Raw genomic sequence first — 17,220 nt, 5'->3', positions numbered from 1 at the left:
ATATATTTTGGTTGACGAGAGAGGGTGACCCATGGCAACAGAACAATCCGTCGACCTCGTCGACGACGAGACCGTCGGCTGGTTCACCAAGGCGGTGCTGATCGCGGCGCTGACCGCGGCGCTTGCACAGATTTCCATCCCGCTCCCGGGGACGCTGCCGCCGTTCTCGCTGCAGCCGTTCGGGATGTTCTTCGCCGGCCTGGTGCTGGGCCCGCTGTGGGGCGGCGTCGCCCTGCTGCTGTACCTGCTTGTCGGTATCGCCGGCGTCCCGGTGTTCTCGAACGGGAACGCGGGCCTGGGCTACGTCATCGCCGGCAATACCGGCGGCTTCCTCGTGGGCTTTCTCGTCGGCGCGGTCGTCGCCGGCGCTATCGCACACCGGAGCACCACGCCGCGGCCGGTTGGTGACCTCTCCGTCCCGGTACAGGTCGTCGCGCTCACCGCGGCGGTCGTCGTGGTCTACGCCATCGGCATCCCGTGGCTGTCGATGGTGACCGGCCTGCCGCTCGCTCGCGCTGCGGCCACGATGGCTCCGTACGTGCCGTTCGACCTCCTGAAGCTCGGTGTCGCAGTCGCCGTCGTGCAGGGCGGGTACCTCGCCAGTCGATGATCGAAGTCAGTGACCTGCGCTACCGGTACGGCGACGTTGCCGTCCTCGACGGGCTCACGCTGTCGATACCCGATGGCCAGTACTGCCTGCTCGTCGGACCGAACGGGAGCGGGAAGACGACACTTGTCCGGCATCTCAACGCCCTTCTGACGCCGGATTCCGGGACGGTCACCGTCGACGGGACCGACGTGACCGACGACCCCGTCGTCGCCCGGACGCAGATCGGGATGGTGTTCCAGCACCCCCGCGACCAGTTCGTCGCGGCGACCGTCGGCGCTGACGTGGCCTTTGGCCCGGAGAACCTCGGGCTGGACAGGACGGAAATCGACCGCCGGGTCGCGGCGGCGCTGGATGCCGTCGACCTCAATGGGGTCGAGGACAGGCGTATCGACGCCCTCTCCGGCGGTGAACAGGCCCGCGTCGCTATCGCCGGGGCGCTCGCCATGGAGCCGAACTACCTCGTCCTCGACGAACCGCTCGTGGGCCTCGACTGGCCGGCCAGGGCGTCGGTGCTCGATCACCTCGACGCGCTGGCCGCCGACGGGACGGGCGTCATCGTCGTCACCCACGACCTCCGGGACCTCCACGAGCGGGCCGACCGCCTCGTCGCACTGCATGAGGGGAAGGTCGTCCTCGACAAACCACCGTCGGACGCGCTCGATGCCCTCCCGGACCTCGGCGTCCGGGACCCGCGATGCTGAGCTACCGGCCCGGCGCGACGTTCGCCCACCGCCTGGACCCGCGGTCGAAACTGCTGGTTCAGTTCGGGCTCGCCATCGCTGCGGTCGCCCACCCCACGTTGCCGTGGCTCGTGGGCACGACCGCGTTTGCGCTGGGTGCGCTCGCGGCGGCCCGGCTCTCGCCGCTGGCCGTCCTGCGCTCCTACCGGGTCGTCATCGCGGTGCTGGCGCTTGCGCCGGTCATTGCCGGCGTGGCGCTCGGCCCACCGTGGTTTCGGGTCGAGCCGGCGTTGCGCTCGGTGCTGTACGTCGGGCGCATTCTCCCGGTGTTGCTCGTCAGCGCCGCCTACCTCACGTCGACGCCGGTCCGGGACACGCGGGCGGCGGTCCAGCGCCTGATTCCCGGCAAGCCCGGGCAGATCCTCGGCGTCGGGATGGCGCTGGTCGTTCGGCTGTTTCCGCTCGTGCTCGCTGACGTTCGGGAGGTGCGCGACGCGATCCACGCCCGCGGGGGCGAGGCCCGCCCGCTGTGGGTGCGGGCCAGGCTGCTCGCCGTCCGGTCGCTGGAGCGCACGCTCGACCGCTCGGACCGGCTCTCGGTCGCCCTGCGGGCCCGCTGTTTCGCATGGAACCCGACACTCCCGCCGCTGTCTTTCGACCGTCGCGACTATCCGGTCCTCGCCGTCGGTGTCGCGCTGGCGGTGTCGCCGCTCGTCCCGGTCTGATCGGTCGTCGCCGTACGCCCAGCGGCTGTTCCATCCTCGCGGGCTCGCTGTTCGAGTACCCTCGCCACCCACGCCGGACGCGTGACGGGTTTCGTCGGATCTGTGCGACGGTGTCTGCGGTCTGCCGGTACGGATACCGTTGATGGGTGACTGCGTTCGCGGTCGCACGGAACGGGGTATCACTCCACGATATCGACGCCGGTGATCTCGAACCGTGCGCCGCCGTCGCTGCCCTCGGCAACGGTCACCGTCCAGTCGTGGGAGTCGGCGATCTCCGAGACGATCCAGAGCCCGAACCCGGTCCCGTCGTCCGAGGTGGAGTAGCCGGTCTCGAACACTTGCGACCGGTCGCTCTCGGGGATGCCGTCGCCATCGTCTGCGACGTAGAACCCGTTGTCCAGTTCGCCAACGGTGACCCTCACGTCGTCGCCGCCGTGTTCCACGGCGTTGCTGAACAGGTTCTCAAGCAGCTGTTCTAACCGGCTCGCATCGGCGCGAACGACGGCGTCAGTCTCGGCAACGAGTTCCGCGTCGCGGGTCTCGACGTTGTGCCAGCACTGTTCGACTGTGTCGGCGAGTGGCACCACGTCAGCGTCGATCTCCGATCCCTCGCGCGCGGCCGAGAGGAGGTCGTCGATGAGCGTCCGCATCCGCGCGAGCGCGTCGCTGGCGCTGTCGAGGTGCTCGCTGGTTCGCTCCTGTTGGGCCAGCTCGATACGGCCCTCGACGACGGATAGCGGGTTCCTGAGGTCGTGACTGACGATGCTCGTGAACTCTTCGAGGCGCTCGTTCGTCTCCTGGAGTTCTTGCTCGCGGTGCTTGCGCTCGGTGATATCGCGGTCGATACCGATTGCCCGAACCGGCGTCCCATCGCCGTTGGATTCGACGCGCCCCTTCGCCTCCATCCAACGGACCTCGCCGTCGCGGACGATTCGGAACTCGGCGTCGTACGTTCCGGTTTCGATCGCCGATTCGATCCGCGCCACAACCGCAGACTGGTCTTCGGGATGGACAAGCGCCAAAAACTCCTCAATCGTCTCGATGTCTGTGCCATAGAGCGTCTCGGCGGAGGGATAGTACGACAGGGTGTCGGACTCGAACTCGCGGTCCCAGACGAGTGTGCCGGTGGTCTCCAGGGCGATTTCCATCCGCTCGCGGGTCGCCTCTAGCTCGCGCTCGCGGAGCTTTCGCTCGGTGATGTCCTGGATGGAGCCACGGAGTTTGACGACATCGTCGTTCTCGGTGACCGGTTCACACAGTGCCCGCACCCATCGGTACTGCTCCTCGTCGCCGATCCGCACCTCCATGTCATACCCCTCGGCCGTCGCTATCGCTCGCTGGAACTCCGTCCGGACGGTCTCCCTGTCGTCGGGGTGGTACAGGTCGACGACGGATTCGATGTTCAGTTCGGCGTCCGTCGTCAGTCCGTGTATCCGGTAGAACTCGGTCGTCACCGTCATCTCCAGCGGGTCGGTCGTCACGTCGACCTCCCAGCCGCCGACGCTCGTGATCCGCTGGGCCTGGTCGAGGAGCTCCTTCGTTCGCGTCAGCTCCTGTTCGCGGCGCTTGCGCTCGGTAATGTCCCGACCGATACCGGCCAGCATCGGGTTCCCGTTGGGGTCCTCGACGTGGGTTGCCGTGAACTCGTATGGGATCTGCTCCCCCGATTTCGTAATAAACGGTACTTCGACGCGGGTGATCCCGTCCTCAAACACCGATTCGATAGCGGCAGTGACGAGATCGTGGTGCTCTTCCGGGAAGAACTCGGTCCCGTGTGTCCCGGCCACCTCGGCGGCCGAGTAGCCGGTCACGTCGAGCAGGCTCTCGTTCCAGCGCCGGAAGCAGCCGTCGCTGTCGAGGACGTAGAACACGTCGTCGATGGCGTCCAGCATATCGTCGGTGTACTCCCGGTACCGTTCGAGGCGCTGCTCGCGCTGCTGGCGTTCGAGCTCGTAGCTCACCCACTGTGCGGCGAGATGGACGAACGTTTTCTCGTCCTCGGTGAAGGGGGTCTCGCGGGCCTCGCGGTCGACGAAACACAGCGTGCCGGAATGGTTGTCACAGACCCGAACCTCGCCGCTGATGTACGTCTCGAGCGCCCAGCGTTCGTACGCCGGGTCCGACTCCCAGCCTTCCTCGGACGCTTCTGAAATCGCCGTTACATCGTCCGTATCTATCGTCTTCCGGCAGTATGACTCCGAAAGCGGCGTGACGGTCCCGGGTGTGAGCCGCTCGTCGCTCCCGCTCGAATAGAGGATCGAGAACTCGTCGGTGTCGGTGTTGTTCGAGGACAGGAACGCATCGGAGGTCCCTAGACGCTCCCGTCCCAGATCCAGTACGGCCTGGATCTTCTCCTCTAGTGAGGCGTCGGGGTCGGCGCTGATCTCGTAGAGCTCCCGGAGCGTCTGGTTGTGCTCGGTGAGCTGGTTCTTGGTGGCTTCGAGCTCGTGCTCGCGGTTCCGCCGCTCGGTGATGTCGCGGGCGAACCCGGCCACGCGAACTGTCTCCCCGTCGCTGTTCGTGATCGGCTCGCCCTGTATCCAGACCCAGCGCCGATATCCCTCCTCGGCGTTGACGCGGCATTCGACATCGGCTGACTCGCCGGTCATGAGACACTGCATCGCGTCTTTCATCAGTTCGCGGTCCTCGGGGTGGATACCGTTCAGGAAGTCATAGGGGTTCTCTCGGAGGTCGGCCACCGAGCGCCCCCAGATGTCCTCGTAAGCGGAGTTGATGACGAGCACTTCGCTCAGGTCGGCCGTGAACTCCCAGAGGATGTCGTTGGTCGCCTCGGTGAGCTCGCGGACGCGGCGCTCGGACTCGGCGGCCTGTCGCTTCGCGCGGTACTCGGAGACCGCGTTCTCGATACGGTTGGCCAGCAGTTCGTACACCTCGACCCCGAAGGATTTCTGCAGGTAGTCGGTCACGCCCATCGAGATGGCCTCGCTGGCGACCTCCTCGCTGCCCTTGCCGGTGAACAGAATAAACGGCAGGTCCGGGTCCGTCTCCCGAATCGCATCGAGCAGTTCGATACCGTTCATCTCCGGCATGTCGTAGTCGGAGACGACGGCATCGAACCCGTCTTCGGCGAGCCGGTCGAGCCCACGTCGTGCGCTGGTCGCGGTTTCGACGGAGATCCGATCATCCGCGGCTTCCAGGGAATCCGCTGCGACAGCTACGAAGTCCGGGTCGTCGTCGACGTGTAACACCCGAATCTGCTCGCCGACGACATCTGTCTCGCCATCGTGACGGTGGCCACGAAGCGCCTCGCTCATAGTCAACCAATTCACAAGTCCATGCAAAAACAGTTCTGTTGCTCCAGAGGCAGACCAGTGCGAGTGGAGCCGGCAGTCGACAAAAACGGACCCGAAACCGCATCTGACGACGCTGCTGGTCTGTGGTCGAAAGTACCGGGTCGTTCGGTTTCTAGTCCGCCGCGCGGCCGCCACCGCCAGCGTACGCGCGGGTCACGTCGACGAGCGCCTTCCGGAACTCGGATTCATCCGGATCGGGCGAGAGCGCCGCGAAATGGCGTTTGAACTCCGCGAGATCGACCGATTCGGCGTCTTGGCCTGCAGCGTGGGCGAGGTCATACAGCCGGTGGTCCGCCTCGACGAGGTCGTGGCGTTCACACAGCGCGAGGGCAAACGCCGCGTTGACGGCCGTGATATCCGGGTCCGCAGCCGGCGTCAGCCGTGCGGCCGGTTCACTGGGGTGGCGTATCCGGGTCGGCGATGTCGTGCGGTCCCAGGTCGGCGGGTCGCCGGGTCGGTCCGCGACGGCGGCTGCGAGGCTGGCTTCCAGAAACGGCACCAGCTTGTCGCCGGGCACCACCGGCATCCAGATATCGTCGGCGTAGACATCTTTCATGTGGTTGGCGATCTGGTAACAGTGCGTGAGCTTTCGCTGTTCGACCGAGCGTCCCGCCAACGCGAGATAGATCGCCTCCTTCGTCGATTGTGTGTGTGACGGATGGTCCTGTTCGTGATGATGCATATGCGCGTACTCGTGTAACGCTAGTTCACGGGCCATCGCGCTCGTGGCGGCTTGGCGGGAAATCGTCAGCCGGTGGGCGTCGTCGCTATGACTGACACGCGTCCGCTCGTCCGGGTCCTCGCGGATCCGGACAGTGACTGGGCGGGTCAGGTCGTGTTCCGTCGAGAAGAGGTCCCGTGCCCCCAGGAACGGTTCGGCAGGCCCACCCTGAACGTGCACATCCATGTGTGTCTTTCTCATGGGATACACAGCTATTAATCCACTGTTCGTGACAGCGTTCGCTCCGACAGCGAGCGAGCTATTGGCGCTTGCCGCTGCCGGATTTCGGATTGCGAGACTATCCCACGCGAACCGGCGGATTTCAGGCGGTCGCGGCCGTAGTGAAACACTATCCTTTTGACCCTGCTGTTGATAGAAGGCTGTATAATGGGCCGACGTAAGAAAATCGTCCAAGAATGTGAGACACTGATGGACGATCCGGAGCACATCCGGAACATCGCCATCGCTGCTCACGTCGATCACGGAAAGACGACGCTGACGGACAATCTACTGGCCGGTGCCGGTATGATTTCCGACGACACCGCCGGCGAACAGCTGGCGATGGACACGGAGGAAGACGAACAGGAACGTGGGATCACCATCGACGCGGCCAACGTTTCGATGACCCACGAGTACGAGGACCGGAACCACCTCATCAACCTCATCGACACGCCCGGCCACGTCGACTTCGGTGGCGACGTGACCCGCGCGATGCGTGCCGTCGACGGCGCGCTGGTGGTCGTCGATGCCGTCGAGGGCGCGATGCCCCAGACCGAGACAGTGCTCCGGCAGGCGCTCCGCGAGGGCGTCAAGCCGACGCTGTTCATCAACAAGGTCGACCGCCTCATCTCCGAGCTCCAGGAAGGACCCGAGGAGATGCAGAAGCGTCTGCTCGCGGTCATCCAGGATGTCAACGAGCTTATCCGCGGCATGACCGAGGAGATGGACGACATCGAGGACTGGACGGTCTCCGTCGAGGAAGGGACTGTCGGCTTCGGCTCCGCGCTGTACAAGTGGGGCGTCTCGATGCCGTCGATGCAGCGGACCGGCATGGACTTCGGCGAAATCATGGAGCTGGAGCGCAACGACAACCGCCAGGAACTCCACGAGCGCACGCCGCTGTCCGACGTGGTGCTCGACATGGTGTGTGAGCACTTCCCGAACCCCGTCGACGCCCAGCCGATGCGTGTCCCGCGTATCTGGCGTGGTGACGCCGAGTCCCAGCTCGCCGACGACATGCGACTGGTCAACGAGGACGGCGAAGTCGTCCTGATGGTCACCGACATCGGTGTCGACCCTCACGCTGGCGAAATCGCCGCCGGCCGTGTCTTCTCCGGCACGCTGGAGAAGGGCCAGGAGCTGTACGTCTCCGGAACTGCGGGCAAGAACCGCATCCAGAGCGTCGGTATCTACATGGGTGGCGAGCGCGAGGAAGTCGAGCGCGTTCCCGCCGGCAACATCGCCGCTGTCACGGGCCTCAAGGACGCCATCGCCGGTTCTACGGTCTCCAGCGTCGAGATGACTCCCTTCGAGTCCATCGAGCACATCTCGGAGCCGGTCATCACGAAGTCCGTCGAGGCACAGAACATGGACGACCTGCCGAAGCTCATCGAGACGCTCCAGCAGGTCGCCAAGGAAGACCCGACCATCCAGGTCGAGATTAACGAGGACACCGGCGAGCACCTCATCTCCGGACAGGGTGAACTCCACCTGGAAGTCATCGGCCAGCGTATCGAACGCAACCAGGGCATCCCGATCAACACCGGTGAACCGATCGTCGTCTATCGCGAGGCCCCACAGCAGGAGAGCCGCGAAGTCGAGGGTATCTCGCCGAACCGCCACAACCGCTTCTACATCTCCGTTCACCCGCTCGGCGAAGACATCGTCGAGACGATCAAGATGGGCGAGGCGTCGATGGACATGCCCGAACTGGAGCGCCGCGAAGCGCTGCAGGAGGCCGGCATGGACAAGGACGACTCCCAGAACATCGAGCACATCCACGGGACGAACATCCTGCTCGACGAGACGAAGGGGATCCAGCACCTCAACGAGACGATGGAGCTCGTCATTGAGGGCCTCGAAGAAGCCCTTGACGACGGGCCGCTCGCGTCCGAACCGGTCCAGGGCTCCCTGCTCCGGCTTCATGACGCTCGCCTCCACGAGGACGCCATCCACCGCGGTCCGGCCCAGGTCATCCCGGCCGTCCGCGAGGCCGTCCACAACGCGCTTATCGACGCCAGCATCAAACTGCTGGAACCGATTCAGCAGGTCCGCATCGACGTGCCCAACGACCACATGGGCGCTGCGAGCGGCGAGATCCAGGGCCGCCGTGGCCGTGTCGACGACATGTACCAGGAAGGCGACCTGATGGTCGTCGAAGGCGTCGCCCCGGTCGACGAGATGATCGGCTTCTCCTCCGACATCCGCTCGGCCACCGAGGGCCGTGCCTCCTGGAACACCGAAAACGCCGGCTTCCAGGTCCTTGCCGACAACCTCCAGCCCGACAAGATCAGCGAGATCCGCGAGCGAAAGGGTATGAAGCAGGAACTGAACCCGGCTATCGACTACTTCTAAGTACCTTTTTACTTCGTCGGGTTTCCTCGCGCCGCCTACGGCGGCGCTGCGGGAACCACTCCTCGTAAAAATCTACGCTAAAAACGACCTCCGAGTCGCGCTCTGCGAGCGCGCTCGGAGTGAAACCACGCGCCGCCGGCGCGCGGTATGCATGTCCGCTCCGCTCTATCTGATTTCACTGTGTCCGGACTCGTGTTCTGCTATGTCGCTTCTGCCTGCTCCCGCAACCGGTCGATTCGGTTCCCCAGCGGCGGCGATTTCGAGAACGGGTTCGCGAACCGTCGTCTCGACGGCTCCATGTTGTGGACGGCGGCATACCGTTCGAGGGCGGCCGCAACGACAGTGGGGCCGACGCGTTCGGCCGCGTAGTCGTCGGCCGCTCGGACTCCGCGGCGGGCGACCCACAGACTGACAATGATGAGTCCGAGACTCACGCCGGCAAGCGGCCACAGCGGGCCGATGTCGGCCAGTGCTACGAACAGCGGAACAAGCGCGAGGAGCAGGCCGCCGATGACCCGTGAAAGCACTCGGGCGTGCTGGCGGCCGGCCTGGACCGCGAGGAGGGCTGTCGCCGTCTCGTCGTCGAACGTGTCGAGGAACGTGCTCGTCACAAAGAGCCGGCGGTATCCGGGGAGACCGCGGACAGTCACGTTCGCGGTTCTCTCCTGTTCGGTGTCGAAAATCCGAACGTCTCGGACAGTAAGTCCCGAACGGTCTTGGAGTCGCTCTAGTGTTTCCGCCGTTGATTCAGCCGGCGTGTCGACTGATCGTACCAGCGGAATGAGCCAGGGGGTCGCGGCCTGACCGGCAACGACGAGGCCGGCAACGACGGCTAACAGTACGAACGGCGACAGTCCGGTTTCGAGCGGTGCGACGACGACGGTCACCAACACGGAGAGTCCGAAGATGTACCGTCCCATTCGGACGAGCGCCCGGCTTGTCGAGAGTTCGATGTCTCGGACGCTACGGACGCCCGGCACCGTTGGTGCGTAGGCGGCCAGTCCGACGACGCCGGCGGCGAGCAGTTCGGCGAACGTCGCCAGCATTGTTCCTGCCACCCCGGCTTGTCCACCGATCATCGCGTAGCCGAGTCCGAGTAGCCGAAAGACGATGTACGAAAGCAGTGCGAACGGGAGCACGACACCGAGGTACAGCTGTCGATACCTGGCGACGGGGTTCGAGAGCCGCCGCGCGACCGCGCTCCCGACTGCGCCGAGGACTATGCCGACGACGGTGAGAGTTCCGAAGACGACTATTGCCGCGCCTATCGAGATCGGGGCTGACTGGAGGGCGTACACATACGAGACGCTTCGCTGTCACACAAAAAACGTAGCGTTCCCCTGCTACCGACTGTCACGACTGGGGAGTGCCCTGTGGTTAGATTTCCTGACGCCGAACCGCGTTGGAGTTTCAGCCTGCCGACGGGGCCGCACTGACGTTCGCGGGGATGGACTCCCTCTCGTGGAATCCGTGGGGCTCGACTCGCGGCGAGGCGTACACGAATGGATCGACGACCTGTCCGACCGCTTTCTGCCATAGCGCGTGACGACCAAACGGACGGTTTCTTATACGTGCCCCTGCTGAGTCTCCCACAATGAGCCGAGATACTCAGGAGGTGAGCGGGCGATGAGCGACTCGACCGACGAGGTACGGTCCTACACAGTTCGGCTGGAACTGGTCGACGAACCGGGCGAACTGCTGCGGGCGCTCGAGCCCATCGCCAACAACGGCGGGAACCTCCTCTCTATCTTCCACGAGCGGGGGAACGTGACCCCCCGAGGCCACATCCCCGTGGAGGTCGACCTGGAGGCGACCCCCGAGCGGTTCGACGACATCGTCGACGCTCTCCGGGACGCGGGCATCAACGTCATCCAGGCCGGGGCCGAGCAGTACAGCGAAGCACTGACGATCATTCTCACCGGCCATCTGGTCAACACAGACCTCTCTGATACGCTCTCACGGATTCACGAATCGACTGATGCGACCGTCACCGACCTCTCGCTGTCAGCACCTGAGGGGACCGACGACGCTTCCAGCGCGCGTATCCGACTGGCGACCGAGGAAGGAGCGGTCACTGAGACGATGTCCGCCATCCGCACTGTCGCGGACGACAAGGACCTCCGCGTGATTGAGCCCCTCGCTGCAGGAGGTGAAGCATGAGACTCGCTGTCATCGGTGCCGGCGCAGTCGGGTCCAGCGTCGTCGAATTAGCGAGCGACCACGGGCATTCAGTCACTGCGTTTGCCGACTCCAGTAGTGCCGCCGTCGACAGTTCGGGTCTCGATACCGGCGAAGTGCTCGACCGCAAGCGAACCGACGGGGTCGTCGGAAGCGGCGCACCGGAGGACGCGCTGGCGGCTGAGTACGACGTGCTGGTCGAGGCGACGCCGACGACGCTCGGCGACGCCGAACCGGGCTTCAGTCACGTCCAGGCCGCGCTCGAACGGGACCGCCACGCCGTGCTTGCGAACAAAGGCCCGGTCGCTGAGCGGTACGCCGATGTTCGCGCGCTGGAACGCGAGAGCGAGGGGACCGTGTTGTTCGAGGCGACTGTCGGCGGTGCGATGCCGATTCTCTCGACTATCGACGATTTCGACCCGAACCATATCACCGCCGTCCGCGGGGTCCTCAACGGTACCGCGAACTTCATTCTCTCCCGGATGGCGACCGAAGGCCTCGACTACGAACACGTGCTCGCGGAAGCACAGGACCTCGGCGTCGCCGAGGCCGACCCGACGTTCGACGTGGACGGCACCGACGCGGCGCTGAAAGGCGTCATCATCGCGAACGTCCTGTCCGACGACGGGACGGAGTACACGCTTGATGACGCCGAGGTCGAGGGGATTCAGGAAATCTCCGGCAGCGCGCTCGAACTCGCACGGGCGGACGGCCGGACCGTCCGGCTCATCGCCGAGGTCGTCGAGAGCACCGTCCGCGTTGGCCCGCGACTCGTCCCGGACAACGCGCCGCTTGCCGTCTCCGGCACCCGCAACATCGCCCAACTGGAGACCGAACACGCCGGGCAACTCAACATCTCCGGTCGCGGTGCCGGTGGTCCGGAGACGGCGAGTGCCGTCCTCGCCGACATCGGCCGATTGTAACGGACCAGCAGGACTTCTAACGCGGCTGTACTGCTCTCTGTATTCTTTATCCAAGTCACCAGTCCCGTTTCTCACTCCAGCGAACACAAACCCGGCCGTGACTGCGGATCACGACCGCTCCCCTGACCAAGCTATCAGGTGCCACACTACCATGCCATGGCGTGCCGAATCGCAAGAAAGCGACGGGCTGGCGCTTACACGCTTTCGAAATCGTTTTATGAACCACCAGCTAATAAACCCGATACAGCGCCTCTGCGCGTGAGAGATAACAATGAGCGACGAACAACACCAGAACCTGGCCATTATCGGCCACGTCGACCACGGGAAGAGCACGCTCGTCGGCCGACTCCTGTACGAGACAGGATCGGTACCGGAGCACGTCATCGAACAGCACAAAGAAGAAGCCGAGGAGAAGGGCAAGGGCGGCTTCGAGTTCGCCTACGTCATGGACAACCTCGCCGAAGAGCGTGAGCGTGGTGTCACCATCGACATCGCCCACCAGGAGTTCAGCACCGACGCCTACGATTTCACCATCGTGGACTGTCCTGGTCACCGCGACTTCGTGAAGAACATGATTACCGGCGCGTCCCAGGCCGACAACGCCGTCCTGGTCGTCGCCGCCGACGACGGCGTCCAGCCGCAGACCCAGGAGCACGTGTTCCTGGCCCGCACCCTGGGCATTGGCGAGCTTATCGTCGGTGTCAACAAGATGGACCTCGTCGACTACGGCGAGTCCGAGTACAAGCAGGTCGTCGAAGAGGTCAAGGACCTCCTCACCCAGGTCCGCTTCGACTCCGAGAACGCCAAGTTCATTCCGCTCTCGGCGTTCGAAGGCGACAACGTCGCCAGCGAGTCCGAGCACACGGACTGGTACGACGGCGAAATCCTGCTGGAAGCACTCAACAACCTGCCGGCCCCGGAGCCGCCGACGGACGCGCCGCTCCGACTGCCGATCCAGGACGTGTACACCATCTCCGGCATCGGTACGGTCCCGGTCGGCCGTGTCGAGACGGGTATCCTGAACACGGGCGACAACGTCAGCTTCCAGCCCTCGGATGTCTCCGGTGAAGTGAAGACCGTCGAGATGCACCACGAGGAAGTCCCGAAGGCCGAGCCCGGTGACAACGTCGGGTTCAACGTCCGCGGCGTCGGCAAGGACGATATCCGACGCGGCGACGTTTGTGGTCCGGCCGACGACCCGCCATCGGTCGCCGAGACCTTCCAGGCCCAGATCGTCGTGATGCAGCACCCGTCCGTCATCACGGAAGGGTACACGCCGGTCTTCCACGCCCACACGGCACAGGTCGCCTGTACTGTCGAGTCCATCGACAAGAAGATCGACCCGTCCTCCGGTGAGGTCGCCGAAGAGAACCCCGACTTCATCCAGAACGGGGACGCTGCCGTCGTGACGGTCCGCCCACAGAAGCCGCTCAGCATCGAGCCGTCCTCTGAGATTCCGGAGCTCGGCTCCTTCGCCATCCGCGACATGGGTCAGACCATCGCCGCCGGCAAAGTCCTCAGCGTCAACGAGCGATAACGTATGTCCCAGCAGGCACGCGTTCGGCTCGCGGGCACAAGCCCCGAGGACCTCGACGACATCTGCGCCGACGTGCGGGAGATCGCGAACAAGACCGGTGTCGAACTCTCCGGTCCGGTTCCGCTCCCCACCAAGACGCTTGAGGTTCCCACCCGCAAGTCCCCCGACGGTGAGGGGACCGCGACGTGGGAACACTGGGAGATGCGCGTCCACAAGCGGCTCATCGATATCGACGCCGACGAACGGGCACTGCGCCAGCTGATGCGCATCCAGGTTCCCAACGACGTCTCCATCGAGATCGTCCTCGAGGACTAAGTCTCGGGGGCTGTCGCTTCGCGACAGTGTCGTTGCGTCGCCCGTCCGAACCGCTGGCCGGGACAGTGTGAATCGCTATCGAAGGCCGCTCTCACGCGCAGGGTTTTTACAACTCCGCGTTCGAGTGGCAGACCACGCGGGCTCGTAGATCAGTGGCAGATCGCTTCCTTCGCAAGGAAGAGGCCCCGGGTTCAAATCCCGGCGAGTCCATACGGCTTTTTCGTTGTGCCGAATGACTGCCCTGAGCCACGGCACCGGGCATGGGCCCCTCAATCATTCAGGAATGGTCGTTACTGGCGCTCAGGCGTCTGTTTCCTGTCGATAGCCGAGCCAACTCAGCAGCAGCGAGAGTGAGACAACAACGGCAGCGGCTCCGAAACCAGGACCGGATCCGTCCGTCGTCTGGGTCCCTGACACGGGCGTCCCTCCCACGGAAGACTCGGAGTCCGGCGTGGTCGCTGTCGGGGTCTCGGTTGCGCTGACGGTCGTCGTCGAGGCTGGCGTCACTGTCTCGGTTGCGTCCATCGTGCCGCTCGCTGTGGTGGTTGCCGTCCCGTTCCTCGTCCCGTTTCCAGTCGCGTTTGCCGTGTCGTTCGCGGTACCGACGGTGACGTTACCGACGGCCGTCGTATTGAGTGTCACGGCGTGGACGCCGGGTGAGTCGAAGCGGACGGTGAGGTTCACTTGGCGCTGCTCCGCTTCGGGGATTTCCACGGTTGTGTTCACGCCCATGGCTGTCCCGTTGTGGTAAACGCGCGCTTCGAACGTTCCGTCTGCGTCGCCGCTGTTTTCGATGGTCCCGGATACTAGGACCGGCTGTCCGGTTTCGACCGATGTTCTGTTGAGCGACGCGTTTACGACCGAGAACGACGGCTCCGGTGGCGAGATAGCGCCGCCTCCACCGCCGCCCCCGCCGCCACCACCGCTGTTGTCGTCATCGTTATCGCTGTCGCTATCGTCGTCGCTGTCGTCAGAACTGTCGCTCTCCTCGCTCTCGCTGCCTCCATCAGTCGACGTTTCCGCTGGCGTCGCGGTATCGGTTTCAGTCGGCGTCGCAGTGTCAGTTTCAGTCGGTGTCGCGGTATTGGTTTCCGTTGGCGTCGCAGTGTCAGTTTCAGTCGGCGTCGCGGTATTGGTTTCCGTTGGCGTCGAAGTATCAGTTTCTATCGGTGTCGCGGTATCGGTTTCCGTCGGTGTCGGGGTCGGCAAACCAGTGTCGACACGCAACTCGATGCTGTTGAACGATTCTGGCGCGACGGTCTCGCCGTCGTCGTCTGACAGTTTCGTACCGGCTTCGACGAAGGCGAGCTGTGTGGTCCCGGTCGCATCCGCCGGGACTGTGAGCGTGACTTCGGCGAGAACGGGATCATCTGTCTCCCCGGACCGAAGTTGGTTGAACGTGACCCAGCCGGCGTCGTTGTTCACGTTCGTAACCGGGTCATCGAAGTCGTCTCCTCCGGCGACGCCGTTAACGGCTACGACAGCGGGGTCGAACGTGAGGTTCGTCTGGTAGCCACGCACTGCCGTTGCGTTGGCCCAGACCTGAACGGTGACCGTCTCGCCGGGGGCAACGGCAATCGATTCGTCAGCAGTGCCGGAGACGGTGCTTCCGAGCGAGATCGCGCTCGCCGAACCAGGGGCCAGCGCGGCAACTGCCATCGGAAGCGTTCCAACAACGACCGCGAGGGCAACGGCAACGACGATTGCTCGACTGTATCTCATTGGTCGCCCCCCGACAGATTCCGGGTGGAAACGGCGTCGCCGATATCGATATCGCCGTCGCCGTCGACATCCGCCGCGTCCCGGTCGATATCGACATCCTCGCCGGCAACCGAACGCTGGATACGGGTCACGTCGTCGGTGTCAACGTCACCGTCACCGTCGGCGTCACCAGCCGTAGTGTCGCTGGGTGTGTAGCTGACGGTCAGCACTGGTGGGGTTGCGCTGCTGGAACTCTGGATGTCCCAGCCGTTGTTGCCGAGCGGGCGGAACACCCACCCGTCGTTCCGTGCACCGTCGACCCAGGCCTGGACGCTCGCCGTCACAGCAACCGATGTCTCGCCCGTCCCGACTGCACCGGTCTCTGCGACCGCATCGGAGACGGCCCCGGAGCCGTCGGTCTGGACGCCGCCGCCCAGCGACGCCCACGTCGAATCAGCGCTCCAGTCCGTGCGCAGTCGGTGGATCGCCGCGCCGTCTCCTTCGTCCGAGGTCTGGAGCGTTACCGTGGCCTGTTCCACGTCCGACCCGGGTGGTACTTGCCCGGCGTCAGTGCCGATAATCCCGTCAAACCGCAAAAGGACCTGCGTGCTACGACCCGAGCCTTCCGGATCGCTCCCGTCGATGGACAGACTCTCGGCGGTGCCGTAACTCGTCTCCGGATCGGCGGCGCGTAGCATCGTGTCAGTCGTCCCGCTGTAGCCGTCCGTTCCCTGCTGGAATGTGGCGGAGGGACCGGCCGGCGTCTCCGGCGTTTCCGTCCGTTCCGGCGTCTCGGACGACGAGGATCCGAACCGGGAATCGAAATCGAGATCGAACCCGAACTGCGAGTCGCTGTCGGTCTGTTCTTCTCCTGTACTGGGTGAGTACGTTCGAACCTGGATCCGGTCCGGTGCGTCCGACCCGCCGCCCGGACGGAACTCGATGCGACGCATGAGGCCGTTCCCGCCGTTGGGTCGGAACTGGTAGTTCGCGAGGAGTTCGTACACCGGTGAGCCAGCGTCGTTCGTCGATACCTGGTAGGTCTCGCCGTCGTCCTCGTGCCAGTGCCCACAGAGGACCATGAAAAGCTGGTCGTTCGGCGAGACGAGGTCCTCCCAGATGGTCTGGCCCGTGTTGCCGATGTCGTTCGCTTCCTGGAGGTCTTGCGCCCGTCGTTTCGGGGAATCGCGGAGATACGAGTGGGTCGTGAGTATCGCTGCCCGGTCGGGATACTGGTCGAGGACGTTCTGGGCCCACCCCAGCGGCGTCGCCGGGTCGTCCACTGCTCCCGGCGGTTCCCACTCCAAGGCGAGATGGAGAAAGTCGTAGCCACCGGCCGAAAACAGCTGGTACGTACTGAGATTGTCCCGGTTTTCGTCCCCGTTAGACGGGCCTGCGCCGCCGAACCAGTCCCGGCCGTCGTAACGGGAGGGACCGAAGTACTCCTTGTACTTGGCGACCGAGGACTGGCGGTCCCACAGCGTCGCGTAGTCGTGATTGCCCGTTACGGTGGCGTAGGGGACCGTCCCATCGAGCGTGGCCATGGCCTCGTCCATGTACTGCCACTCCGCGTCGTCGTCGCCGTGATCGACCACGTCGCCCTCGTGGCTGACGAACGCGATGTTTTCCGCGTCTACGTTGTCGGCGATCCATCGCGTCTGGTCGGTGGCGTACGCCGTCTGGTTCTTGGCGTACATCTGTGTGTCCGGCAGCGCGACGACCGTCCAGTAATCCGACTGTTGGGCGGTACTGACGGCCGTTCCCAGCGCCGTCACGCTGACACCGGCACCGATGGCTTTGAGCAGCCCCCGCCTCGTCGTGGCAGCCGGACGCGCGGCCCCGTTTGCCCTACCGTCCATGTTCACACCCGAACCCGGTCCTGCGGTGGGACAGGGCACAACTCGGCCGTTTTACCGTCCCCCATCCGCTGTCCCGCTCGTGA

At 64.7% G+C, this 17,220-nt stretch carries 13 protein-coding genes and 1 tRNA gene; 9 read left to right on the top strand and 5 right to left on the bottom strand.

The window, feature by feature from the left end; all coding sequences use genetic code 11:
• Window positions 1-31: 31 nt before the first annotated feature.
• From NDI54_RS01285 to NDI54_RS01275, 3 genes are read left to right on the top strand one after another with little or no spacing between them, the layout of a single operon-like run.
• Window positions 32-610, top strand: coding sequence for a biotin transporter BioY (locus NDI54_RS01285; protein WP_310894681.1), 579 nt, complete (start codon window positions 32-34; stop codon window positions 608-610).
• Entirely contained in the window at window positions 607-1,311 is a 705-nt protein-coding gene (locus NDI54_RS01280; protein ID WP_310894680.1) for an energy-coupling factor ABC transporter ATP-binding protein, read from the top strand. The genes NDI54_RS01285 and NDI54_RS01280 overlap by 4 nt, the downstream gene beginning before the upstream one ends.
• A complete protein-coding gene (locus tag NDI54_RS01275) occupies window positions 1,305-2,015 on the top strand; it encodes an energy-coupling factor transporter transmembrane component T family protein (RefSeq protein ID WP_310894679.1) in 711 nt (236 codons plus the stop codon). Before NDI54_RS01280 ends, NDI54_RS01275 begins: the two co-directional genes overlap by 7 nt.
• Window positions 2,016-2,194: 179 nt before the next feature.
• Here the strand turns inward: NDI54_RS01275 and NDI54_RS01270 are convergent, their stop codons facing one another.
• Together NDI54_RS01270 and NDI54_RS01265 are read right to left on the bottom strand one after the other, a co-directional pair.
• The gene (locus NDI54_RS01270) at window positions 2,195-5,290 is read right to left on the bottom strand and encodes a PAS domain S-box protein (RefSeq protein ID WP_310894678.1); all 3,096 of its coding nucleotides are present in this window, start codon (window positions 5,288-5,290) and stop codon (window positions 2,195-2,197) included.
• 151 nt (window positions 5,291-5,441) lie between these two features.
• Window positions 5,442-6,236 (bottom strand): DUF5781 family protein, encoded by a 795-nt coding sequence (locus NDI54_RS01265; RefSeq protein WP_310894677.1) that lies wholly within the window; start codon window positions 6,234-6,236, stop codon window positions 5,442-5,444.
• 201 nt (window positions 6,237-6,437) lie between these two features.
• On the opposite strand from NDI54_RS01265, the gene NDI54_RS01260 reads away from it, so the two are divergent.
• Window positions 6,438-8,624 (top strand): elongation factor EF-2, encoded by a 2,187-nt coding sequence (locus NDI54_RS01260; RefSeq protein ID WP_310894676.1) that lies wholly within the window; start codon window positions 6,438-6,440, stop codon window positions 8,622-8,624.
• A 200-nt stretch (window positions 8,625-8,824) separates the two neighbouring features.
• Here NDI54_RS01260 and NDI54_RS01255 read toward each other — a convergent pair whose 3' ends face one another.
• A complete protein-coding gene (locus NDI54_RS01255) occupies window positions 8,825-9,922 on the bottom strand; it encodes a peptidase (protein ID WP_406600160.1) in 1,098 nt (365 codons plus the stop codon).
• Window positions 9,923-10,250: 328 nt separating this feature from the next.
• Between NDI54_RS01255 and NDI54_RS01250 the strand changes: the two genes are divergently transcribed.
• The 5 genes from NDI54_RS01250 to NDI54_RS01230 all read left to right on the top strand — a co-directional run bounded on the left by NDI54_RS01250 (window position 10,251) and on the right by NDI54_RS01230 (window position 13,787).
• Window positions 10,251-10,784 (top strand): amino acid-binding protein, encoded by a 534-nt coding sequence (locus tag NDI54_RS01250; protein WP_310894675.1) that lies wholly within the window; start codon window positions 10,251-10,253, stop codon window positions 10,782-10,784.
• Window positions 10,781-11,725, top strand: a complete 945-nt coding sequence (locus NDI54_RS01245) for a homoserine dehydrogenase (protein ID WP_310894674.1) — start codon at window positions 10,781-10,783, stop codon at window positions 11,723-11,725. Before NDI54_RS01250 ends, NDI54_RS01245 begins: the two co-directional genes overlap by 4 nt.
• Window positions 11,726-11,996: 271 nt before the next feature.
• A complete protein-coding gene (gene tuf / locus NDI54_RS01240; RefSeq protein WP_137683565.1) occupies window positions 11,997-13,262 on the top strand; it encodes a translation elongation factor EF-1 subunit alpha in 1,266 nt (421 codons plus the stop codon).
• 3 nt (window positions 13,263-13,265) lie between these two features.
• Window positions 13,266-13,577: a 30S ribosomal protein S10 gene (gene rpsJ / locus NDI54_RS01235; RefSeq protein ID WP_004515425.1), complete on the top strand. Its 312-nt coding sequence runs from the start codon at window positions 13,266-13,268 to the stop codon at window positions 13,575-13,577.
• 138 nt (window positions 13,578-13,715) lie between these two features.
• A tRNA-Ala gene (locus tag NDI54_RS01230) sits at window positions 13,716-13,787 on the top strand.
• A gap of 90 nt (window positions 13,788-13,877) precedes the next feature.
• On the opposite strand, the gene NDI54_RS01225 is transcribed toward NDI54_RS01230, so the two are convergent.
• Window positions 13,878-15,299 carry a cohesin domain-containing protein gene (locus NDI54_RS01225; protein WP_310894673.1) on the bottom strand — a complete coding sequence of 474 codons (1,422 nt, stop codon included), beginning with the start codon at window positions 15,297-15,299 and terminating at the stop codon, window positions 13,878-13,880.
• On the bottom strand, window positions 15,296-17,137 hold the full coding sequence (locus tag NDI54_RS01220; RefSeq protein ID WP_310894672.1) for a DNRLRE domain-containing protein: 1,842 nt from the start codon (window positions 17,135-17,137) through the stop codon (window positions 15,296-15,298). The genes NDI54_RS01225 and NDI54_RS01220 overlap by 4 nt, the downstream gene beginning before the upstream one ends.
• Window positions 17,138-17,220 lie beyond the last annotated feature (83 nt).

This window comes from Haloarcula terrestris, from assembly GCF_031624315.1.
Taxonomy (GTDB): Archaea; Halobacteriota; Halobacteria; order Halobacteriales; family Haloarculaceae; genus Haloarcula; species Haloarcula terrestris.
Note: the sequence above shows the minus strand (reverse complement) of the source record. Positions and strands in the feature narration are given on the sequence as shown.